At 43.1% G+C, this 20,324-nt stretch carries 18 protein-coding genes and 1 riboswitch; of the genes, 9 read left to right on the top strand and 9 right to left on the bottom strand.

Translation table 11 applies throughout. The features are described from left to right. Positions 1-53 precede the first annotated feature (53 nt). The 3 genes from FN831_RS20925 (at position 54) to FN831_RS20915 (ending at position 3,297) form a co-directional block, all read left to right on the top strand. Complete coding sequence (locus tag FN831_RS20925) at positions 54-1,226, top strand: DUF5009 domain-containing protein (protein WP_142530142.1); 1,173 nt, start codon at positions 54-56, stop codon at positions 1,224-1,226. Positions 1,227-1,230: 4 nt separating this feature from the next. Next, a complete protein-coding gene (locus FN831_RS20920; protein ID WP_246101666.1) occupies positions 1,231-2,379 on the top strand; it encodes a glycoside hydrolase family 18 protein in 1,149 nt (382 codons plus the stop codon). A gap of 96 nt (positions 2,380-2,475) precedes the next feature. Then, positions 2,476-3,297: a S1/P1 nuclease gene (locus tag FN831_RS20915; RefSeq protein ID WP_142530141.1), complete on the top strand. Its 822-nt coding sequence runs from the start codon at positions 2,476-2,478 to the stop codon at positions 3,295-3,297. A gap of 45 nt (positions 3,298-3,342) precedes the next feature. On the opposite strand, the gene FN831_RS20910 is transcribed toward FN831_RS20915, so the two are convergent. Together FN831_RS20910 and FN831_RS20905 are read right to left on the bottom strand one after the other, a co-directional pair. Then, positions 3,343-3,810 carry an RpnC/YadD family protein gene (locus FN831_RS20910; RefSeq protein WP_142530140.1) on the bottom strand — a complete coding sequence of 156 codons (468 nt, stop codon included), beginning with the start codon at positions 3,808-3,810 and terminating at the stop codon, positions 3,343-3,345. Then, positions 3,798-4,295, bottom strand: a complete 498-nt coding sequence (locus tag FN831_RS20905; protein WP_142530139.1) for an RpnC/YadD family protein — start codon at positions 4,293-4,295, stop codon at positions 3,798-3,800. Before FN831_RS20905 ends, FN831_RS20910 begins: the two co-directional genes overlap by 13 nt. Positions 4,296-4,505: 210 nt before the next feature. Between FN831_RS20905 and FN831_RS20900 the strand changes: the two genes are divergently transcribed. Beyond that, complete coding sequence (locus FN831_RS20900) at positions 4,506-5,861, top strand: serine hydrolase domain-containing protein (protein ID WP_142530138.1); 1,356 nt, start codon at positions 4,506-4,508, stop codon at positions 5,859-5,861. Positions 5,862-5,864: 3 nt separating this feature from the next. Here FN831_RS20900 and tenA read toward each other — a convergent pair whose 3' ends face one another. The 4 genes from tenA to thiM are packed head-to-tail and all read right to left on the bottom strand — an operon-like array spanning position 5,865 to position 8,763. Next, a complete protein-coding gene (gene tenA / locus FN831_RS20895; protein WP_142530137.1) occupies positions 5,865-6,518 on the bottom strand; it encodes a thiaminase II in 654 nt (217 codons plus the stop codon). After that, positions 6,505-7,341, bottom strand: a complete 837-nt coding sequence (gene thiD / locus FN831_RS20890) for a bifunctional hydroxymethylpyrimidine kinase/phosphomethylpyrimidine kinase (protein WP_142530136.1) — start codon at positions 7,339-7,341, stop codon at positions 6,505-6,507. Before thiD ends, tenA begins: the two co-directional genes overlap by 14 nt. Continuing rightward, entirely contained in the window at positions 7,338-7,964 is a 627-nt protein-coding gene (gene thiE, locus FN831_RS20885) for a thiamine phosphate synthase (RefSeq protein WP_142530135.1), read from the bottom strand. The genes thiD and thiE overlap by 4 nt, the downstream gene beginning before the upstream one ends. Beyond that, complete coding sequence (gene thiM / locus FN831_RS20880) at positions 7,945-8,763, bottom strand: hydroxyethylthiazole kinase (RefSeq protein WP_142530134.1); 819 nt, start codon at positions 8,761-8,763, stop codon at positions 7,945-7,947. The genes thiE and thiM overlap by 20 nt, the downstream gene beginning before the upstream one ends. Positions 8,764-8,808: 45 nt before the next feature. Then, positions 8,809-8,904: riboswitch (TPP riboswitch) on the bottom strand. A 294-nt stretch (positions 8,905-9,198) separates the two neighbouring features. On the opposite strand from thiM, the gene FN831_RS20875 reads away from it, so the two are divergent. Continuing rightward, the gene (locus FN831_RS20875) at positions 9,199-9,987 is read left to right on the top strand and encodes a hypothetical protein (protein ID WP_142530133.1); all 789 of its coding nucleotides are present in this window, start codon (positions 9,199-9,201) and stop codon (positions 9,985-9,987) included. A 12-nt stretch (positions 9,988-9,999) separates the two neighbouring features. On the opposite strand, the gene FN831_RS20870 is transcribed toward FN831_RS20875, so the two are convergent. Together FN831_RS20870 and FN831_RS20865 are read right to left on the bottom strand one after the other, a co-directional pair. Continuing rightward, the gene (locus FN831_RS20870; protein WP_142530132.1) at positions 10,000-10,491 is read right to left on the bottom strand and encodes a hypothetical protein; all 492 of its coding nucleotides are present in this window, start codon (positions 10,489-10,491) and stop codon (positions 10,000-10,002) included. A gap of 1 nt (position 10,492) precedes the next feature. After that, complete coding sequence (locus tag FN831_RS20865; protein ID WP_142530131.1) at positions 10,493-11,068, bottom strand: RNA polymerase sigma factor; 576 nt, start codon at positions 11,066-11,068, stop codon at positions 10,493-10,495. A 122-nt stretch (positions 11,069-11,190) separates the two neighbouring features. On the opposite strand from FN831_RS20865, the gene FN831_RS20860 reads away from it, so the two are divergent. Together FN831_RS20860 and FN831_RS20855 are read left to right on the top strand one after the other, a co-directional pair. Continuing rightward, the gene (locus tag FN831_RS20860) at positions 11,191-11,529 is read left to right on the top strand and encodes a DUF6249 domain-containing protein (protein WP_142530130.1); all 339 of its coding nucleotides are present in this window, start codon (positions 11,191-11,193) and stop codon (positions 11,527-11,529) included. Positions 11,530-11,679: 150 nt separating this feature from the next. Beyond that, positions 11,680-13,863, top strand: a complete 2,184-nt coding sequence (locus FN831_RS20855) for an outer membrane beta-barrel family protein (protein ID WP_142530129.1) — start codon at positions 11,680-11,682, stop codon at positions 13,861-13,863. An 80-nt stretch (positions 13,864-13,943) separates the two neighbouring features. Here FN831_RS20855 and FN831_RS20850 read toward each other — a convergent pair whose 3' ends face one another. After that, entirely contained in the window at positions 13,944-14,639 is a 696-nt protein-coding gene (locus tag FN831_RS20850; RefSeq protein ID WP_142530128.1) for a pseudouridine synthase, read from the bottom strand. Positions 14,640-14,944: 305 nt separating this feature from the next. Between FN831_RS20850 and FN831_RS20845 the strand changes: the two genes are divergently transcribed. Together FN831_RS20845 and FN831_RS20840 are read left to right on the top strand one after the other, a co-directional pair. Then, positions 14,945-16,444: an acyl-CoA dehydrogenase family protein gene (locus tag FN831_RS20845; RefSeq protein WP_142530127.1), complete on the top strand. Its 1,500-nt coding sequence runs from the start codon at positions 14,945-14,947 to the stop codon at positions 16,442-16,444. A gap of 210 nt (positions 16,445-16,654) precedes the next feature. Further along, the gene (locus tag FN831_RS20840) at positions 16,655-20,323 is read left to right on the top strand and encodes a CheR family methyltransferase (RefSeq protein WP_142530126.1); all 3,669 of its coding nucleotides are present in this window, start codon (positions 16,655-16,657) and stop codon (positions 20,321-20,323) included. Position 20,324: the final 1 nt, after the last annotated feature.

Raw genomic sequence — 20,324 nt, 5'->3', positions numbered from 1 at the left:
TTAATGTGGCCTTTTCATTTGGTTAAAGCCTTGCCAAAGGTTAGTTTTGTTATATGCAACAACTACCTAAGCGCCTGCTGTCTATCGATGTGCTCCGGGCGGTGACCATGTTCCTGATGATCTTTGTAAATGAATCTGCCGGAGTAAAAAACGTTCCCTTATGGCTTGACCACGCGGCCGCAAATGCTGATGCAATGGGCTTTGCTGACACGATCTTTCCTGCCTTTTTATTCATCGTAGGTCTGTCGCTGCCTTTTGCGATTAGCAATAAGATCAAAAAGGGCGAGTCCTTTCTGAAAATCATTTTTTATATCCTTACACGCAGTGCGGCATTGCTGCTCATGGGCTTTTTTCATGTGAACCTTGAAGATTACAGCACTGCTGCAATATTGCCTAAAGCCGTCTGGGCGCTGCTGATTACGATCAGCTTTTTCCTGATCTGGCTGCATTATCCGGAGCAGATGAACAAAACGAAAAAGTATTTGCTGATGGGCACAGGTGCATTCTTACTGCTGGGGATGGCTGCCTTATATAAAGGCGGAACTCCGGAGGCACCAGTGGGAATGAAACCTTCGTGGTGGGGTATTCTGGGTATCATCGGCTGGTCGTATCTGGTTTGTGCTGTCCTGTATCTGGTAAGTAAAGGCAGGCTGGGCCTGTTGATTTTGTTCTGGATCATTTTTGCAGCTGTGAACATTGCGGTACATATGGAGATCCTCAATGTGCGGATCTGGCTGATCGGGGATGGCTCATCAGTAACGTTAACGATGGGCGGGATTATTATATCCGGATTATACAGCAGGCTGGTGAGTATCGGCAAAACACAGCGCTTATGGTTGACCATGGCTGTGCTCGGAACCGTATTCATTGCCGCTGGTTTGTTGATCCGTCCGTTTGCCGGCGGAATCTCAAAGATCCATTCAACTCCTGCATGGGTGCTGATCTGCAGCGGGATTACGATATTGTTTTTTGAACTTGCGATATACCTGATTGATGTAAAAGGAAAGAAGGATTGGTTCAGGTGGATTGCCCCGGCAGGTACCAGTACCCTTACCTGTTACCTGATGCCATACTTTCAGGTGTACCTGATGCGTTTGTTCCATGTGAAGTATTCGCTTTTTCTGAACACTGGCAGTATTGGACTGATCCGCTCGTTTGCGATATCGTTTATTCTGATCGCAATGGTGGGCCTGATGGAAAAACGAAGGATAAGACTTAAGTTATAACAATATGAAAATCAAAAACTTTGTTTGCCTGAATGTTATGGCATTTCTTGCGGTACTGCTTTTATCCGGTACAGGCTTCAGCGCGAAAGCTCAGGGCCCGAAACATAAAAAGTATGTAGTGATCGGATATGTGGGCGGGTACCGCGGACTGGTGGACACCAACCTGGTAAACGCCAGTAAGCTCACACATATCAATTATGCTTTTGTAAATGTTCAGCACAACCGTGCCTGGCTTACCAACCTGAAAACTGATTCTACAAACTTTAGAAATTTAAACAAACTGAAGCTGAAGAACCCTGACCTGAAGATCCTGATCTCGATAGGAGGATGGGCATGGAGCGGTAATTTCTCTGATGCCGTTCTCTCCGATACTTCGCGCAGGGCTTTTGCGCAGAGTGCTGTTGACATCATCAGGAAGTACAGTCTTGACGGAGTAGATATCGACTGGGAATATCCTGCACAGGTTGGTGCCGGAAATAAGTTCAGGCCGGAGGATAAACAAAACTATACACTGATGTTTGAGGCACTGCGCGCAGAACTTAATGTGGCAGAAAAGCAGACGGGCAAAAAGTTACTGCTCACAACCGCGGTTGGTGGTTTCAAGAGGTTTTTGGACCTGACGGAAATGGGCAGGGCACAGGTTTACCTGGACTACATCAATCTGATGACCTATGATTATCTGCAGGACAGCCTGAAGCTTTCTGTACACCATACAAATTTGTATGGGTCAAAAATGTATAAAGGGAATGATAATGCAGATCAAACAGTTGCTGATTACATCGCAGCTGGTGTACCAGCCTCAAAACTGGTCATGGGACTGGCCTTTTACGGAAGGTCATCTATTGTAGCAGAAAATACGCAGAACGGATTGGGCGTAAAAACTACCGGAACTGCGCAGGGCGGTGGTTATACTTTGATCAGGGACAGCCTGATCAACAAACAGGGCTTTAAGTATTTCCGCGACAAGGAGGCAAAAGCGCCTTATTTGTATAATCCATCTACCAGGCAGTTTATTTCTTTTGATGACGAATGGTCGGTGAAAAACAAGGCGGATTATGTGAAAGATAAGAAGATGGGCGGAGTGATGTTCTGGGAATATACAAGCGACCAGAAGGAATATCTGCTGGATGAAGTGAATAAGGTTTTAAAATAACCAAGTTTTATATCAATTGATAGCTGAAATGTTACCTGTAGTTCATCTGCAGTTAATAGGGCTGGCCGACCTTCGTCATTTAATTTTAGCTATCACATGATCAAATCTAATTATCTTTTTTCGCTCTTATTTGTTCTCATTTCTTTCGTATTGATATCCTGGGGCGTTGTTGGCCACCATGCTATCGGTAAAATCGCGGCCAGCCACCTTACTCCATCTGCTGATGCAGCCGTTCATGAATTGCTGGGCAATGAAAGTCTTGCAGATGTAAGTACCTGGGCAGATGAGCTGCGTATGAAACCAGAGTTTAAATACACTACTCCCTGGCACTATATCAATCTTCCATTGGGGCTAAGCTACAGTCAGTTCAAAGAAAAGGTTGAAAATATGAGCGATGAGAATATTTACAGCGCAATGCTGAAACAGGAGAATATACTCGCTGATCAAAACTCAGCAAAAGAAAAACGGGCAGAAGCGCTGAAATTCATCGTTCATTTTGTGGGCGACCTGCATCAGCCGATGCACATCAGCAGGGCAGAAGATCAGGGCGGCAATACCATCCAGCTGAATTATGAAGGAAAGGGAACAAACCTGCACAGCCTCTGGGATTCAAGACTGATTGAACATCAGGGATTAAACTACGAGCAGCTGGCAGAAAAGTATGATCATGCAACTGCAAAAGATACCAGAAAGTGGCAGCAGACACCATTGATCGTATGGATGTGGGAAAGCTACCAGATCAGCAGTCAGCTGTATGCCGAGGTTGACCAGATGAAGGCCCGTAAGCTTGATACGGATTATTATGAAAAACATTACCCGATCGTTGAGAAGCGGCTGCAGCAGGCAGGATTGCGTTTAGCAGGTTTGCTGAATGGTATTCTTAAAGAGGGAACTGTTACTGCTGAAGCGGCACAGTAAATTTGACATCCGTTCTGCATCTTTGCAAATGCGGAACGTTTCCAGTTAATGAATACTTCGCGCTACACTTCGCCTCACCTTTTTTACTGTCGTAAGAGAAACTCCGGCAAAATCTACGATTTGCTCATCGGTAAATCTAAGTTTTGTAATTAACCGGCTGACTTCTTCTTCTTTGGCTTCTTTTCTACCTTCTTTTATACCTTCCTTCAAACCAAGACGCTTCCCCTGGAGTTTGGCCTGGCCAACTAATATTTCCTGAATTGTCATCGTGTTAATGTTCTTGTCTGATAATAAATTAATTTCTCTGTCAAATATAACCTTGGTTTCTGTAAATTCAAAATTTATGTAATTAAAAAGAAAATTCATCAATATTTCTTCCTGTTCAGCAGGAAGCTGTCGCTCTAGGATCAGCCTGGCGATTTCTAAATTATTCTTCAGCAACATCTGGTCATACAAATATTTGTCTTTGAATTTTTTCTTAAAAGCTGTGGCTTTGGCAATTAATATGACCATGGCAAATGGATTGGGTTTTTTCGAAGCATATCTTCATCCTGAAGGGCTATTTTATATGTATTAAATATGTATTGCAGCGAAGTTCCCCTACAGTCCATCTTGAAAACATTATTACGTTTGATATCGCTAGCCTCTGTAAATATTGCATATGCAGTAATTGGTTTTTTATATTTGTCATACAATTTGTTAAAATAATCAAACATCCGCTTGCTAAAATCCTTCCTATATTTTTCCTGTACTTCAAGATGAAGTAATATCCATTCTTCAGTTCCGTCAAGCATATAGAGTTTAATGAGTTTATCTACAATTTTTTGTTCATAGATGCCTTCAACAGAGGGGATTTCCTGATTCAGTTCCTTATCCAAAAATATGATTTCCCTAGCCGGGTCAACAGAGGCTGCCAGGGCCGGATCAATTAAAAACAGGAATTCTCTGAAAAACGGTTCCAGAATCCCCTTCCATAAAGTGTCGTTTTGTTTTCTCACAGTCTAACTTAATATTGATTCCTCAAATGCTGGTAATTCTATTTCTCAACAACCCAGTACGCGTTTAAGAAAACGCCACTATACAATAAAGGGTCTGCAGGTTTCCATGTACTGTTCTGCCCAGATGTTAAAAAATCATATATCTTTATGCGTTAAATCATAAATGGGGGAATAGGACGTTCTGTCATTGTTACCTTATCACGCTAAATCATGAAGAAATTCGTTTTAACCTCTCTGTACTTTATTGCATGTACTACAATAATTATTGCAGCAAGTACCCTAGATACAGCAGCTCAAACTCCCAATAAAGCCAAAATAGATAGCCTGCTGAAATCTGTTTCGGCAGACAACCAGGCAATGGGCAGTTTAGCCATTGCTCATAATGGGAGCCTGGTATATCAGAAAGCAATAGGTTACAGCGCAATCTCCGGTACCAACCGTACGGAAGCAAATCTGAAAACGCATTACCGCATAGGCTCCATCAGTAAAATGTTTACTGCGGTCATGATCTTTCAACTGCTGGAAGAAGGAAAGCTCACACTCGATACAAAACTTGCGGCGTTTTATCCTCAACTGCCCAATGCAGACAAAATCACCATCAGGCAGATGCTGTACCACAGAAGCGGACTGTATAATTTTGTGGTGGATACTGCTTATCAAACGTATATGTCTAAACCCCGCACATCAGCAGAGATGCTGGCTACCTTTGCTGCTCAGTCTTCTGCTTTTGAGCCCGACAGCAAAGCGGAATACAGTAATACCAATTTTGTGCTGCTGGGTTATATCGTTGAAAACCTGAGTAAAAAAACATATGCAGAAGTTCTGAAGCAAAAGATTGCGCGTAAACTTGGGCTTTTGGATACATATTACGGTGGCAAAACAAGCACACTGAAAAATGAAGCATATTCATACACACCCGGCAATGGCTGGCAGCAGATGCCCGAAACGGATATGAGCATTCCCGGTGGTGCAGGCGCTGTTGTTTCTACTCCGGCAGACCTGGTTAAGTTTATCGACGGGTTGTTTGCCGGCAGGCTGATCAATGATGCCAACCTGACCCTGATGAAAACCATGAATGATGGTTTTGGAATGGGGATGTTCCAGATATCACTGGGGACTAAAAAAGCCTATGGACACAATGGCGATATTGATGGCTTTTCTTCGGTAGTAGGTTATTTCCCCGAAGATAAGGTGGCTTATGCCTATTGTGCCAATGGAATTGACTATGGTGTTAAGGATCTTGTAAACGGTGCCCTCAAAATCTATTTTAATATTCCTTACACTATACCGGTTTTTAAAACACCTGTATTAAGCACTGAAGACCTGGATAAATATGTAGGTAATTATTCCAGTCTCAGGATACCAATCAAAATATCGGTCACCAAAAAAGGCAATGTGCTGATGGCACAGGCAACAGGCCAGTCTGCATTTGCGTTAAAGCCTGTGGCCAAAGACAAATTTAGTTTTGCCCTTGCAGGTATCGTAATGGAATTCAGGCCTATCTTCGGAGAGTTTACACTGAAACAGGGCGGGGGCGTGTTTCCATTTACGAAGGACGAAAATTAGCGTTTACACCGGCCATTTTTCTAGCCGGTATGCGCTGTCCCAAAACATCCATTCCAGTTTTGAAGCCATTACAAAAGCTTTGGTCATCTGTTCGCGCTGCAAAGCAGAACAGGTTTCTGCTACAGCATCACAGATAGCGATTGCTTTTTCTACCAGCAGGCCAAACTCTTCTCCGGCATAGGTGTTGATCCATTCCTGGTAAGGGTTGATCCCTTCGTGCTGGTTAGCGTAGATGTAATCACCTGCTTTTTTGTAGATCCAAAAACAGGGCAAAACCGCGGCCATGGCTACTTCAACCTGATCAAGACTAGCCTTTGTCAGCAGGAACTGGGTATAATTCTGGCAAGTGGGAGAGGCCTCTGTAGTCCCTGTAACATTGAACTGCTTAAAATAACCTTCATGTAACGACCTTTCCACTACTATTGCGCCTTCTGCAAACCTGATGAAATCCAGCGTGTACGGATGGTTAAAACAGCGTGATGCAATCAGCGAAAGGGCCCTGCTGAATTCGACAAGGTACACACCGTCCTGCTGCATGTAGAACTGGAAACGTTCCAGCAATAATGTGCCTGAGAGCAGTTCCTGATTAAAAGGCATCTCGATAATACTGCAGTAGATATTTTCTATTTCATCCCAGGCGTTTTCACTCCATTTCATATTTAAATAGTTTCTGTGGATCAAAAAAATGATTAAGCGGGCCGTGCCCCTGTCCTGTTTTTACGTTTTTTCCGTGCAGGATTGCCTCATGAACGTAATTTCTTGCTTTGGCGATGGCTTCGGACAGCAGATTGCCTGTTGCGATGTATGCCGCAATCGCTGAAGAAAGGGTGCAGCCAGTTCCATGTACATTCTCACTGTCGATATAATCCGATTCAAAGATTTCTTCTTCACCGTCTGCGCTGATGTATACATCGAATAGTTTGGGGCCTTTCAGGTGCCCGCCCTTCAGCAAAACGGCTGCACAGCCTGTCTGTAACAAAGATCTTGCTGCGGAGCGCATCTCTTCTGCATTGGTAATATGCTGCCCGGTCAGGATTTCTGCTTCATCCAAATTTGGAGTAATAAGCGTCATCAATGGAAACAATATTTCCTTTAATACCGATACGGTATCTTCTTTGATGAGCTTGTCACCGCTGGTAGCTACCATTACGGGATCAAATATCACAGGTGTATCCGGATAAGCTTTTAACGTAGCGCTGATTGCAATGGCCAGTTCAGTACTGTGAACCATACCGATCTTAATGGCAGCAGGCCTGATATCATCCATCACTGCAATGATCTGTCCCTGTACAATGTCTGCCGGAATGCTGTGGATCCCGGTTACGCCAAGTGTGTTCTGAATAGTAATCGCTGTAATGGCCGATGTCCCGTAACAGCCCAGGGCAGAGAAAGTCTTCAGGTCTGCCTGTATGCCTGCACCGCCACCACTGTCAGACCCGGCAATAGTAAGCACGGAAGGGTACTGATAAACTTTTCTCATGCCCTTTCAATTTCATTTCTGATCACAGATGCTGCTCTCTCGGGGTCGTTTGCAGAGCAGATCGCAGTGATGATCGCCAGGCAATTTGCTCCTGCCCTGATCACTTCTGCGGCATTACCCGCATGAACATTTCCGATTGCTACCAGGGGATGTTTGGTCAGGGCTCTTACCTCCCTTACGCCTTCAAGTCCCCATTCTGTAATGGTATCAGTTTTTGTAGCTGTTGGAAAAACGGGGCTAAGCGCAATATAATCGGCAACCATTGCATGCGATGTGCTAAGCTGATCGACATGTTCCAGAGAATAGCCCAAAACAGATTCAGGCCACTGCATCCTGATCATCACGGGCGATAAATCAGAATTACCTACATGGATGCCTGCTGTTCGCCCGTGCATCGCTACAGAAAGCATGTCATTGACAATCAGCGGGATGTTGTATTTATCGCACAGCTCTTTCAGCTTTAATGTCTTGTTTAAAAATTCCTTCTCAGGAAGTTCTTTTTCCCGGATTTGCACCACATCCACGCCGCCTTTGATGGCAGCTTCTACTACCTTGAAGAAATCTCTTCCCAGGCAGGCACGCTCGTCGGTAACGAGATATAACTTATGATTGAATGCTGGCATATTCTTCTTCTATGTTGAGCGAGCTGTTAAATTCATCTTCAGTGATTGTGGATAGTATATCCAAAAAGTGCATTTGCAAACTTCCGGGGCCTTTTGCCTGAGCGGCAGCTTTTTCTCCGGCCACACCCGTCAATGCCATTGCCGCTGTTGTGGCTTCAAACAGTTCTCCAGGAGTTGATGCACAGAATGCCGCGATTAAGGCTGTTGCCGTACATCCCATGCCGGTGATCCTTGACATTATGGGATCGCCATTTCGCAATAAAATCCTTTTACCATGATGAACGATATTATCGGTAGCACCAGAAACACAGATAACGGCCCCCGTTATGGCATTCAGCTGCAAGGCTGCATCCAGGGCTTCCTCAGTTTGATGCGTGCTGTCAACCCCTTTGGTTTGAACACTGACCTGAGCCAGCGCCATAATTTCTGAAGCATTGCCCCGGATTACCGAAGGATGATAGGTACTGATCAATTCTTTGAGTACTGCATTTCGGTACGGGGTGGCACCTGCGCCTACGGGATCAAGCACCCATGGTTTTTTTAAAGCTTCTGCCTGTCTGATCGCTAAGCGCATACTTTCCACCCAGTATTCATCGAGTGTGCCGATGTTGATCACAAGTGCGCCTGCGATACTCACCATATCTTTCATTTCCTGGTGGGCATGTGCCATAATGGGCGATGCACCGGCAGCCAGTAAAGCATTTGCCGTATTGTTCATCACCACATAATTGGTAATGCTGTGTACCAGCGGTGATGTTTGTCTTAAGCCTGATATATAATTCCAGATTCTCTGTGTCATAAACGAAATTTATAGCAATAGGAGGGCTTCCAGACGGAAAACAAGATAAATTCATTTGCTTTTTCCTACGCCGGTATGAGCCGGATCAGGTGCAAAGTGTATAATCTCAGTCCGTTTAAGAGGACACCACTAAAGCTATTACAAGTTTAACGATTTTTTATCACATTAGGTATGGTGAGGCGGGGAGTTTCGGGCCTGAATTTAAATCAGAACGCCATGCGAAAACAATAAGTACGCCGCGACTGCGCCTTTTCGCAAAAAATAGCGCAGTCGCAGCGCATTTATTGCCTTTTCATAGCGCTGCAATACAAAAGCTAAATGGACAGCAATAGACTTCTATGGACAAGGGCGGACTTGTGTGGACATCACAGCTGAGAAATTTTAATTTGTTAACGCCCTGCACTAATTTAGATTAAACATTTAAAAATAACAACCATGGCCAGAGTAACCGGAAAACATATCACAGGCGTATTAGGACCTGTAAATTTAAGGAGGTACCGCAGGAAACAAACGATGTCGATCAGAGCTGAGAAAATTAAACAGACAGCAGCCACCATCAGGTGCTCAAACACTTTTGGAAAGGCAAATCTGCTTGTTCAGAGCATCAGAGAAAGATTTTCCTTTTGTACAAGGGGATTCTATGACGGAACGATGTACAATCGCATGAATTCTGTGATGAGCATGATATTTTATGAATCAAGGGAGGTGTCAACAATGGAGTTTGCTTTTTCAAAAAAGAGCTTCGAAAAACTAGCCGACTTCGATTTCAATATTAAATCTCCGCTATTACATAGTTTACGGATAAAACCGGAGGTAAGCTTAGACGACAACAACCTGGTCACTATCACGCTTGATGCAATAAAAGTTCCCGCCCAGCTGAAGTTTCAGGGTAAAAGTACATACTGTAAAATAGCTTTTAACCTGTTGATTTACAGTTTGAAAGGTAGTCTTTTTAAGGGAGTGTCGGATCTGTTCAGTGTGATTGTTTCAAAAGACCAAAAAAATCTTGAAGAACAAATGTTTCAGTTTAAGGTTCCCAATGGCTGTCTCTGCCTGGTTGTCTGTTATCTTGATTTTTGGTATAATTCTGCTGAATATCAGATCCTGGAAAACAATCCTGCTTTTAATCCGGCTGCTATTATAGCAGCGATAGTAAGTAATGGTGAATCTGAAGGAAATGATGACCTGAAGTGGCGTAATGATCCCTATTTAAATTGGAGTTAAAGTATCGTTCACTTATTGCTTGCCCGGTGATGTTGTTTTCAGCCTTTGTGGTTGTGCAAACAGGAAATCTCCGATCAATAGTGCAGCGGATATCAATAAAGTAATAAGATAAACGGAGGAGATACTATTCAGGGAGGATATAACTATGTAATAGTTATGGCTGTACGTGGAAGTAGAATGTTGTTCGCCACTCAGTGAGGACAAGAAAACAATGATTATGATGATCGCTGCTATAGCGTATCCTGTTTTTCTACTGATCACAGGTTTGTAAACCTTTTGATTTTCCACCTCATTCAACTGAACCATGACGGCACGGCTGAAATCAGCAGGTGCCTTTTCAATGCCATATTGTTGTATCAGCTTACCCAAAGCAGGATTGATCACTGTTTCCTGCTGTTCAGCCATAATTTCCTGCATTACTGTTGCAGTAAAATCCCTGGGTGTAGCCGGCGTCTCTGCACATTTCAGTACCTTTTTGAAAACCTCATCTTTTAGCCTGCCCATGTCAGATCGTATTTTTTAATTCCTCATTCAATAAAGGCCGCAAGTTGCGTTCCAATTTTTTTCTTGCCCTGAAAAGCTGGATCTTAATGTTTGACGTACCCAGTCCTGTAATTTCCTCAATTTCCTTTACGGGCATTTCATTTATATAATACATAGTGATCAGCAGGGCCTCAATCTTTGGAAGCTGGTTAATGCCATCTTCTACCTGTTTCTTTTGTTGCTTTAGCTGCAGTTGTTCCAGTCCCGATGCGGTATGATCTGAGATATAGCACTCATTGATTTCTTCGTTCATTTCCACAGTAACAACCCGGTTGGCCTTAAATTTTGATATAGCCGTTCGATAAGCAATCGTATAAAGCCAGGTAGAAAATCTAGATTTTCCGGCAAAAGAACCGATCTGCTGATATGCTTTAATAAAACTTTCCTGCGCAGAATCTTTTGCATCATCTGGATTGGAAAGGATTTTCATCGATATGGTATATACCATGTGCTGATACTTATCCACGATGTATGTATATGAAGCGGGATTACCGTTTCGTATTTTATCAACCCAGACCAGATCTTCTGTATGCGTCATGTATCTATATGACAGAAGACTAAACAGGATGGTTACAGATTAAGCGGTTTATATTTTTAGGTATATGATGTAACCATCTCCCTGCAACGTCTGTCATATGGGGTATAAATTGAGAAGAAGTTATGGATGAGATTACAAGGGATGCAATTGTATCAATCGGTTCGTTTGCTGCAATATTTGGTGTGATATATGTGTACCTGGTGACCCGTCACCGTGAACGGATGTCTATGCTGGAAAAAGGAGTGCCAGCTTCTCCATTTAATTCTATCAAATATTCAAATTTCCTGACTTTAAAATATGGAATGCTTCTCGTGGGGATTGCTGTAGGAATTTTAATGGGTCACGTAGCTACCTATCACTGGGGTGTTTCACGGTCCACTGCTTTCTTAGCGATGGTATTTTTATTTGGCGGACTAAGCCTGGTTTTAAATTATATGATCTTCAGGAACAACCGGGAATAGCTCAACTTAACCTGTCACCAGAGCAAGGCTATTTTCTGCCCTGCTTTTCATCAATCTTTGCGGTGTCATTCTAAGTCTGGTAACCATCCCGGCAGGGATCCCTATGTCTTAATTTTATCCTTCATGCTTATAGATTAACGCCTATATTTTATGCAAATTATCAGTACAAAGATCCGGAACATTATCATAGCTGCTTTATTGTTTTGTACTTTTGCTTCGTCAGCACAGCAGCTGAATAAACAGGATTCTGTTCGCAGATTAAAAGAAGTAGAAGTAACAGCACGCAAAACGCTTGTTAAACAAAAGCCTGACCGTATCATCTACAATCTGCAGGCTGATCCTGAGAGCAGAAGCAATTCTGTATTAACCATGATGAATAAAATTCCTTATCTTTCAGTAGATGGCAGCGACCGTGTACTGCTAAAGGGGAACTCAAATTTCAAGTTATTGCTAAATGGAAAAGCCACCGGTGTCCTTCAAAATAACCTAAGTGATTTGCTTAAAAGTATACCTGCCAGTACCATACAACATATAGAAGTGATCACTATTCCTTCTTCTAAATATGACGCTGAAGGTTTAGCCGGGATCATCAATATCATCACTATTAAAAAGACAGAGAACGGTTACAACGGTACGGCTAATATTAATGAGCAATTTCCGGCCGGCGGACCAGGAGCAGGTGGGGCTTTTACGCTCAGACAAGGGAAGCTGGGGATTTCTGCCTTCGGAGGGGCAAATTTGCGGGATATTCCTGAAACCAGTACATCTACGATCAGAACAACTGCTGGTATATTGCCCTCAATGTTAACCCAGGAAGGCTACACAAAAAGCAACAGTAAAGGCGGTTATTTCGGGTCGGAGATGAGTTATGAACTTGATTCACTGAACCTGATCTCAGCACAATTCAATTTTTATGGCAGCAATAGTACAGATCACGGTCGGCAACAGGTTAACCTGGATCAGCCAGGAAATGAAATGCAGCAATATCAGCTTTCCAACACAGGTGCGGGGAAGGGTAGAGTGACGGATATATCCTTAAATTATCAAATCGGATTTAATGCAGAGAAAAACCGCTTGCTCACCTTCTCATACCAATACAGCAATAACAAAAAGGATCAGTTTAATCAGGTACTGGTTCTTGATCCTGTAAATTTTCTATTGCCGGATTATCAGCAGAACAATCAGGAACAAGCCAGAGAACAAACTGTACAGGTTGATTATGTGCAGCCACTGCGAAAACTAAATATCGAAGGTGGTATAAAAGGGATATTCAGGAACCAGAATAGCAACTTTAAGTGGCTGACAGACGCCACGATGAGGCAGCAATTTGAATTGCGTCCGGATCAGTCAGATCTGTTTACTTATACCCAAAAGGTTTTCAGTGCCTATAACTCATATGCCCTCAGCTTAAAAAGCTGGAGCTTTCAGGGAGGACTGAGAGTAGAGCAGACTGTAATTGACGCCGATTTTCTGTCCAGTTCATCAAAGGCTTCTCAAAATTATTTCCGGCTGATCCCAAGCCTGAGTGCCAATATAAACTTTGCCAGTGGAAACAGCCTGAATTTTGGCTTTACACAGCGGATCAAACGACCGGGAATCAACAGGCTGAACCCGTTTGTAAACCGGATTAACCCTAATTTCGAATCAGCAGGTAACCCGGATTTAAAACCTGTACTCGTGAACGACATGCAGGCTGGATATACGTTTTCCGGGAAAACGGCAGCGACGGTAGGATTTGATTATTCCTATCTTCGTAATGCCGATCTGGCTGTATCATCTTTTGACCCGCTTACTGGGATTACCCGCACAACTTACCGGAATACCGGAAGAATAGATGGGTTGAGTAGTTTCGTTAATATCAACCGGTCTTTTACAAAAAGATGGAACGCAAGTTTGAATGGAAGTATCATCTATTTCTGGATCGCCGGCGAGGCTGATGGCGCCTATGTAGAAAAGGAATTATTTACCTATAGCGTAAACCTGTCCACGGGATACGATTTTAAAAAAAGCTGGCGTGCAAACGGAAGCCTGACTATCAGAAGCAGAAACCCCACAGGCTTTCAGGGCACTACAAATGGGATGGTCAGTTCTTCACTAAGCTTGTACAAGGATCTGATTAAAGATAAAATATCTGTATCGGCTGTGGCCAGCAATCTGTTTGTAAAATACAGGAATGCTAAAACCATAATCGCTGGTGCGGCATTCTCGCAAATCAACTCAGCCCAAAATTATTTTAACAGCTACAGGTTTAGCCTCAACTATAATTTCGGCGCCTTAAAAGGTAAGATCAAAAAAAATAAAAGAGCGATTGATAATAATGATCTGTCTAACTGATCTCATCCGTACACGTCCGTGACGAATGAAAAATATTAATCTCCAGGGTGGTATTTGCGCTCCATTTCGTAAAAGTGGTTTTAATCGTTATCACTAAGCTCCCAGTTCATGAGCTTCATCACCCTTTTAAATTCGTCATGTAAAGGCGCAGTAAGGTGCAGAGGCTCTTTGGTTACAGGGTGATCAAAAGAGAGTTCAGAAGCGTGCAGTAACATGGTAGTCATGTCCCATTGTTCCTTAAAAAACCTGTTCTGTTTATTACAGCCATGTTTTCTGTCGCCAATGATCGGATAAAATATATGCGCAAAATGTTTTCTCAGCTGGTGCATTCTGCCAGTTGTAGGCCTGGCCTCAACCAATGAATATCTTGAAGTGGGATGCTGGCCCAGCGCGATATCCAGTTCTGCCTGTTTTAATGTAACAAAAGAAGTGAAGGCATCCTGGATCATGCCATTTTCTTTCACCAGCGGATAGTCGATATCCATACTTTCGGGCGAATATCCTCTCACAATTGCTTTGTATTTCTTCTTTACCAGGCCTTCCTGGAATTGCTTATGCATCGCAATTTCTACATCTTTTTCAAAAGTGAAAAGGAGCAGGCCACCGGTTTTCCTGTCGAGGCGGTGAACAGGGCTCACATATTTACCTATCTGATCCCGCAGCATCTGCAGCGCAAACTCTTTTGCATCATTCGCAATCGGAGAACGGTGCACCAGCAGTCCATGAGGTTTGTTGATCGCAATTAAATGTTCGTCCTGGTAGATAATATTCAGCATATATTTTTTGGCAAAGATAACATTATGTTACCTTTTAAATATCGAATGATCAAAAACAGACTTATTAAGTCGAAATAATGAGATTTTGCTATTTAGTATGATTATAAATAATAACTTTGCGATATTTATAGTACCTTACGTACTTTATATGCGGTATGGCATATAATGAGTGACGATAAAAACACGATTTCTTAAAGGATTTAAAATGTTTCCCGAAAGATGACCGATATCATTTACTGCAAAGGATGGCTTGGTTACCTTCGAATTTCGTTCTCCAATAGATCTAATAAGATAATACACTATATATGACACTGACCGACATCAAGTTTTCGGAGTTCCTGAAAGACTTTGAAAAAACACTGAAGTACTTATTTCACGAAAAAGAAGATATCAATAAACTGAGTTTAGACCGCGGGCTGCCACCTGAGATATTAACTGAGATTCTGGCTGAAAGACCATTGTCTGTTGCTATTCCTGAAAATTTTGGTGGACGCGGCAGTAAAGTGAAAGAATGCCTGGGCATTTTAGCCGCAGCTTCATATGAGTCGCTACCCCTGTCACTTACCTTTGGAATCAATATTGCACTTTTCCTGGAGCCTGTTTCAAAATATGCCGATGAATCGGTAAAAAAAGGAATATTCCACCGTTTTCTGGAAAATCAGAATATGGGCGGACTGATGATCACTGAGCCTGATTACGGCAGTGATGCGCTGAACATGAAAACCCTCAATCAGGAAACAAAAAATGGTTACCGCATTAAGGGCACCAAACACTGGCAGGGGCTAACCGGGCTGGCGGACTACTGGATTATTGCTTCACGAAAAGCGCTGGACAATGGCGAACTGGGCAGGGACATCGATTTCTTTATCAGCGACAATACCATCAAACAACAGCAGGTTGTTGTAGAAGAACTATATGATAATGCGGGATTATACATGATCCCTTACGGATTAAATAAACTTGACCTTGAAGTTCCTGCAAACTTCAGGCTGCAGCCTGAAACTACCGGCATCAAAATGATGCTCGATATTTTGCACCGCAGCCGAATGCAGTTCCCGGGGATGGGAATGGGCTTTATCAAGCGTATGCTGGACGAAGCCATTGAGCATTGTACAAAAAGAATGGTTGGCAGCGGTAACCTGCTGGCCATTGACCAGGTACAGTTTTCCATCTCAAGAATGCAGTCGGCCTATACGATCTGTTCTGCCATGTGCGCCAAAAGCAGTGAAATCAGCGGAATTGCGCATAACCTGGCTACAGAAGGCCTGGAAGCCAATACCATGAAAGCGGTAGTGACAGACCTGATGCAGGAATGTTCACAGCTGCTTGTACAGCTTTCCGGTGCCAATGGTTACAGGATCAGCCATATCGGGGGCCGCGGGATTATGGACAGCAGGCCTTTCCAGATCTTTGAGGGCTCCAATGAAATGTTATACGCACAGATTGCTGAAATGATCACCCGTGCAATGAAGAAACAAAAACAACTGCACCTATTTGACTTCCTTAAAGAACTGGCGCTCACCTCTGAAGCCTGTATCCACTTTAAAAATGATCTGAATTTTACGATCAGTCAGGTTCTTTCTCAGCGTAAGCTGGTTGACCTTGGAAAAATCCTGGCAAGGATCATCTGTATCAGTTATGTGCTTGATCTGGATAAAAAAGGATTTAGGAACGATCTGGTGCAGAATTGTATTGATACTATGCGCCAGGAAATAGCTGCACTGATGAGCTCATTTAAATTTGACAACACCGTTCAGGTTGTTGAGGAGTACGCAGAACAAAGTTCATGGCTTAAGTTTGCATAAACTTAAATTCATATTCAAAGCCGGTTATTTTCTGTAATGAAGATAGCCGGCTTTGTGGTTTATACGTGTTCGTAAGTATAATTGCATACTTGTATGATTTCTTCCATCTTAACGTTTAATAAAGGGTATCTTTATACATCATCCTGCAAATTACAAGCTGAGCTCATCTTTAATAGAGTTGACTCATTACTTTTATCTTAAGCCGATTTAATGAACAAAACAAGAGGGTCTGCTGAAGACCCTGTAACGTCTAACCAGTTCCCTGTTGTTGGAATTGGAGCATCGGCAGGAGGACTGGAAGCCATCAGCCAGTTTATTAAGGCTATTCCAAAGAAATCGGGCATGGCTTATGTGTTTGTACAACACCTGAGCCCAAATCATACCAGCGTATTGCCGGAGATCCTTAGAAAGATTTCTTTAATTCCTGTCTATCAGATCACCAATAACATACATCTTGAAGTAGATCACTTCTACATCATCCCGGCCAATAAGATCCTTACCTCTACAGATGGTATCCTGCAGCTGGCGCCGTTAGACGACAAGCATTTTAAGGTGAAGATTATCGATTTGTTTTTTTCTTCACTGGCTGTTGTGCACCAGAGTTATGCGGTAGGCGTGATCCTGTCTGGTACGATGACTGACGGAACATTAGGCCTGGAAGTAATCAAGGCATATGGAGGGATGACCTTTGCGCAGGACGAAGACACTGCTGCTTATGAGGGGATGCCAAAAAGCGCCATCAGCTCTGGTTCCGTAGATTTTGTACTTCCGCCTGCCAGGATCGTGGAGCATCTGATGACGATTAATCATCCTTTTCAAACAGATTTAGCAGCAGCAGAAACCAATGGTAAAGTTCCTGAGCAGGACGAGGAGGTTTTTAAGCAGATACTAACTGTTTTGCGCGTGAGAAGGGGTGTAGATTTTACGTATTACAAACCCAGTACGCTGAAACGGCGGATCATCCGCCGGATGGCGATATCCAGAGCAGAAAAACCGCAGGATTATCTGATCTATTTGCGTGAGCACAAACAGGAGCAGGATGCCTTATACAACGACATGCTGATTTCTGTGACGGATTTTTTTCGTGATCCTGCCAGTTTTGAACTTTTTTGCAGTGTAGTATTGCCGGCATTGCTCAACCAAAAAAGCCCTAATGAGTCTATACGCATCTGGATAGCCGGTTGTGCTACAGGTGAGGAAGCTTATTCGTTTGCGATATGTTTACACGAATATTTGGGCGACAGAGCATCCCTGATGAAAATTCAGATCTTTGCCACCGATATTTCTGAAACTGCTATAGCCAAAGCCAGGACCGGTATTTACAGGCCTTCGGACATTGAAGGGCTTAGCCCGGAGCGCCTGAAACAGTTTTTTACCAAAATCGACGGCAATTTCCTGGTCAATAAAAATATTCGTGATATGTGCGTTTTTGCACATCACAACCTGTTAAAAGATCCTCCTTTTTCTAAAGTTGACCTGATCAGCTGCCGCAATGTGCTTATCTACCTTGAACCGGTGCTGCAAAAAAGAGTGTTCAACACATTTCATTACTCTTTAAACCCCGAAGGTTTTTTGATACTGGGCAAATCTGAAAGTATAGGTAAGAACGAGGATCTTTTCAATACCTATAATAACCTGGAGCGCATTTTTAAACCGAACGGTCTCCGTAAGCGTTTCATGCAGGTTACCATGCTGGATCAGGGCCGGAATTTTAAGAATCTGGATAAAAACCTTCCCGCAGAAGCCGGTACACAGGATGTGTTTAAGCTTGCCGATGAGGTAATTTTATCGAAATATGCGCCCGCAGGTGTTTTGGTTAACGAAAACTATGATATCGTGCAGTTTCGGGGCACAACAGATACCTGGCTAACACTTTCTCCGGGTAAAGCCAGTCTCAATTTATTGAAGATGGCGCGCGAAGGGCTTTCTTTTGAATTACGAAATCTGCTGCATGAGGCCAGGCGCACGAGCGATGTGGCACGGAAAGAAAATGTTCTTTTCAGTTTAAATGGTGCCCAGCGCTATGTAACTATGGAGATCACCCCCTTAACGGGTGCCCTGGACCTGCATTATCTGATCATGTTTGAAAATGGGTTTGCAGTTACTGTACAATCCGGCAAATCCGGCAGCAGCAAAAAGAAAATTACAGATGCGAAAGACCTGAGGATTGAACAGCTGGAGAAAGAGCTTCTGCTGTCCCGTTCGGATATGAGGACCGTTACTGAAGATCAGGAAGCTGTAAATGAAGAACTGCAAAGTGCCAATGAAGAGCTGCTGTCCGGAAGCGAAGAATTGCAGAGCCTGAATGAAGAGCTGGAAACGTCAAAAGAAGAACTGCAAAGCACCAATGAGGAAATCAACATTGTGAACAGTGAGCTGCTGGACCGTAACGACCAGTTGAGCAATTCAAGGATTTACACTGAGGCCATTATCAATACCATCAGGGACCCCTTGATTATTCTCGATAAAGAATTAAAAGTGAAACGCGCTACCGGTGGTTTTTATACCAAGTTTAAAGTGACCAAAGGGGAAACTGAAGGTCGATATTTTTATGACCTGGGAAATAAACAGTGGGATATTCCCGCTCTCCGCGAACTTTTGGAAAGTATATTGCCTGAGAAAAAAGTGTTTGCCGATTATGAAGTAACGCAAGTTTTTCCTACCATTGGCCGCAGGGTGATGTGTGTAAACACCCGCCAGCTGGATAATGTAAATGGCGAACAACTGATTATCCTCGCTATTGAAGATATGACCGATAAGCGTAAGGTTGAAGAAGGACTGGCAGAAGTAGAAATTTTATTTAAAGAAAGTAAAGAGCGCCTCAAGATTGCCGTAGATGCAGCCGGGTTGGGCACCTGGGATTACAATCCCCAGCATGATGAACTCATTCTCGACCAGCGCAGCAGGGAAATGCTGGGCCTCTCTTCTGCGGATGAAACTGATTATAAAAGTTTTATTAAAATGATTCATCAGGATGACAGGGAGGAGATTGGCCAGGCTTTGAAAGCTGCCCTGGCAGGAGCCAGTGAAGGAGAGTATGAAAAAGAATTCCGTACCATTGAACCAAAAAGTAATCATCTCAAATGGATAAAATTTAAAGGCAAAGCTTATTTTAACCTCCATGGGATAGCTTATCGGTTTGTGGGAACCTCGCTTGACATTACTGCCCAAAAGGCGCATGACCAGGCAACGCTTGAACTGTTAAAGCAAAAGGATGATTTTATCAGTATTGCCAGTCATGAATTGAAAACACCCATTACCAGTTTAAAGGCTTCTCTGCAATTGATTCACAGGATGAAGGATAATCCATCACCTACAATACTTAATTCACTGATCGATGTATCTAACAGAAGCCTGGAAAAGGTAAGCATCCTGATAGAAGATTTACTAAATGCCAGCCGTTTTAACCAGGGGCACCTTCATCTGAACAAAACAAACTTTGTGTTATATAAAGTGATTGAAGACTGCTGTCAGCATGTGAGAATGGGAGGGATCTATAACATCATCACCACCGGTGAGCTGGAACTGGTAGTTTTTGCAGACGCGGAACGGATTGATCAGGTAATGATCAATTTTGTAAACAATGCAATTAAATATGCACCTGAAGTAAAAGATATCCAGGTTACGATTGAAAAGGTTGGAAATATGGCTAAAGTTTCTGTTACCGACGGCGGGCCTGGTATTGGTGAAGATAAACTGCCGCATCTTTTTGACCGGTACTACCGGGTAGATACTACCGGATTACAATATTCCGGTCTTGGTCTTGGATTGTATATCTGTGCTGAGATCGTGAAAAAGAACGAGGGCGAGATCGGCGTAAACAGTGTGGTTGGCGAAGGGAGCACGTTTTGGTTTACGCTGCCGCTTGCAACTGTTTAAA

This window comes from Pedobacter westerhofensis, assembly GCF_900182595.1.
Classification (GTDB): Bacteria; Bacteroidota; Bacteroidia; order Sphingobacteriales; family Sphingobacteriaceae; genus Pedobacter; species Pedobacter westerhofensis.
The sequence above is the reverse complement of the archived record's forward strand: the minus strand, read 5'-3'. Positions and strand labels throughout refer to the sequence as shown.

Coding starts and splice junctions, on each gene's coding strand:
- FN831_RS20925 (WP_142530142.1), top strand. CDS start 54: ATGCAACAACTACCTAAGCGCCTGCTGTCTATCGATGTGCTCCGGGCG.
- FN831_RS20920 (WP_246101666.1), top strand. CDS start 1,231: ATGAAAATCAAAAACTTTGTTTGCCTGAATGTTATGGCATTTCTTGCG.
- FN831_RS20915 (WP_142530141.1), top strand. CDS start 2,476: ATGATCAAATCTAATTATCTTTTTTCGCTCTTATTTGTTCTCATTTCT.
- FN831_RS20910 (WP_142530140.1), bottom strand. CDS start 3,810: ATGGTCATATTAATTGCCAAAGCCACAGCTTTTAAGAAAAAATTCAAA.
- FN831_RS20900 (WP_142530138.1), top strand. CDS start 4,506: ATGAAGAAATTCGTTTTAACCTCTCTGTACTTTATTGCATGTACTACA.
- tenA (WP_142530137.1), bottom strand. CDS start 6,518: ATGAAATGGAGTGAAAACGCCTGGGATGAAATAGAAAATATCTACTGC.
- thiD (WP_142530136.1), bottom strand. CDS start 7,341: ATGAGAAAAGTTTATCAGTACCCTTCCGTGCTTACTATTGCCGGGTCT.
- thiE (WP_142530135.1), bottom strand. CDS start 7,964: ATGCCAGCATTCAATCATAAGTTATATCTCGTTACCGACGAGCGTGCC.
- thiM (WP_142530134.1), bottom strand. CDS start 8,763: ATGACACAGAGAATCTGGAATTATATATCAGGCTTAAGACAAACATCA.
- FN831_RS20875 (WP_142530133.1), top strand. CDS start 9,199: ATGGCCAGAGTAACCGGAAAACATATCACAGGCGTATTAGGACCTGTA.
- FN831_RS20870 (WP_142530132.1), bottom strand. CDS start 10,491: ATGGGCAGGCTAAAAGATGAGGTTTTCAAAAAGGTACTGAAATGTGCA.
- FN831_RS20865 (WP_142530131.1), bottom strand. CDS start 11,068: ATGACGCATACAGAAGATCTGGTCTGGGTTGATAAAATACGAAACGGT.
- FN831_RS20860 (WP_142530130.1), top strand. CDS start 11,191: ATGGATGAGATTACAAGGGATGCAATTGTATCAATCGGTTCGTTTGCT.
- FN831_RS20855 (WP_142530129.1), top strand. CDS start 11,680: ATGCAAATTATCAGTACAAAGATCCGGAACATTATCATAGCTGCTTTA.
- FN831_RS20850 (WP_142530128.1), bottom strand. CDS start 14,639: ATGCTGAATATTATCTACCAGGACGAACATTTAATTGCGATCAACAAA.
- FN831_RS20845 (WP_142530127.1), top strand. CDS start 14,945: ATGACACTGACCGACATCAAGTTTTCGGAGTTCCTGAAAGACTTTGAA.
- FN831_RS20840 (WP_142530126.1), top strand. CDS start 16,655: ATGAACAAAACAAGAGGGTCTGCTGAAGACCCTGTAACGTCTAACCAG.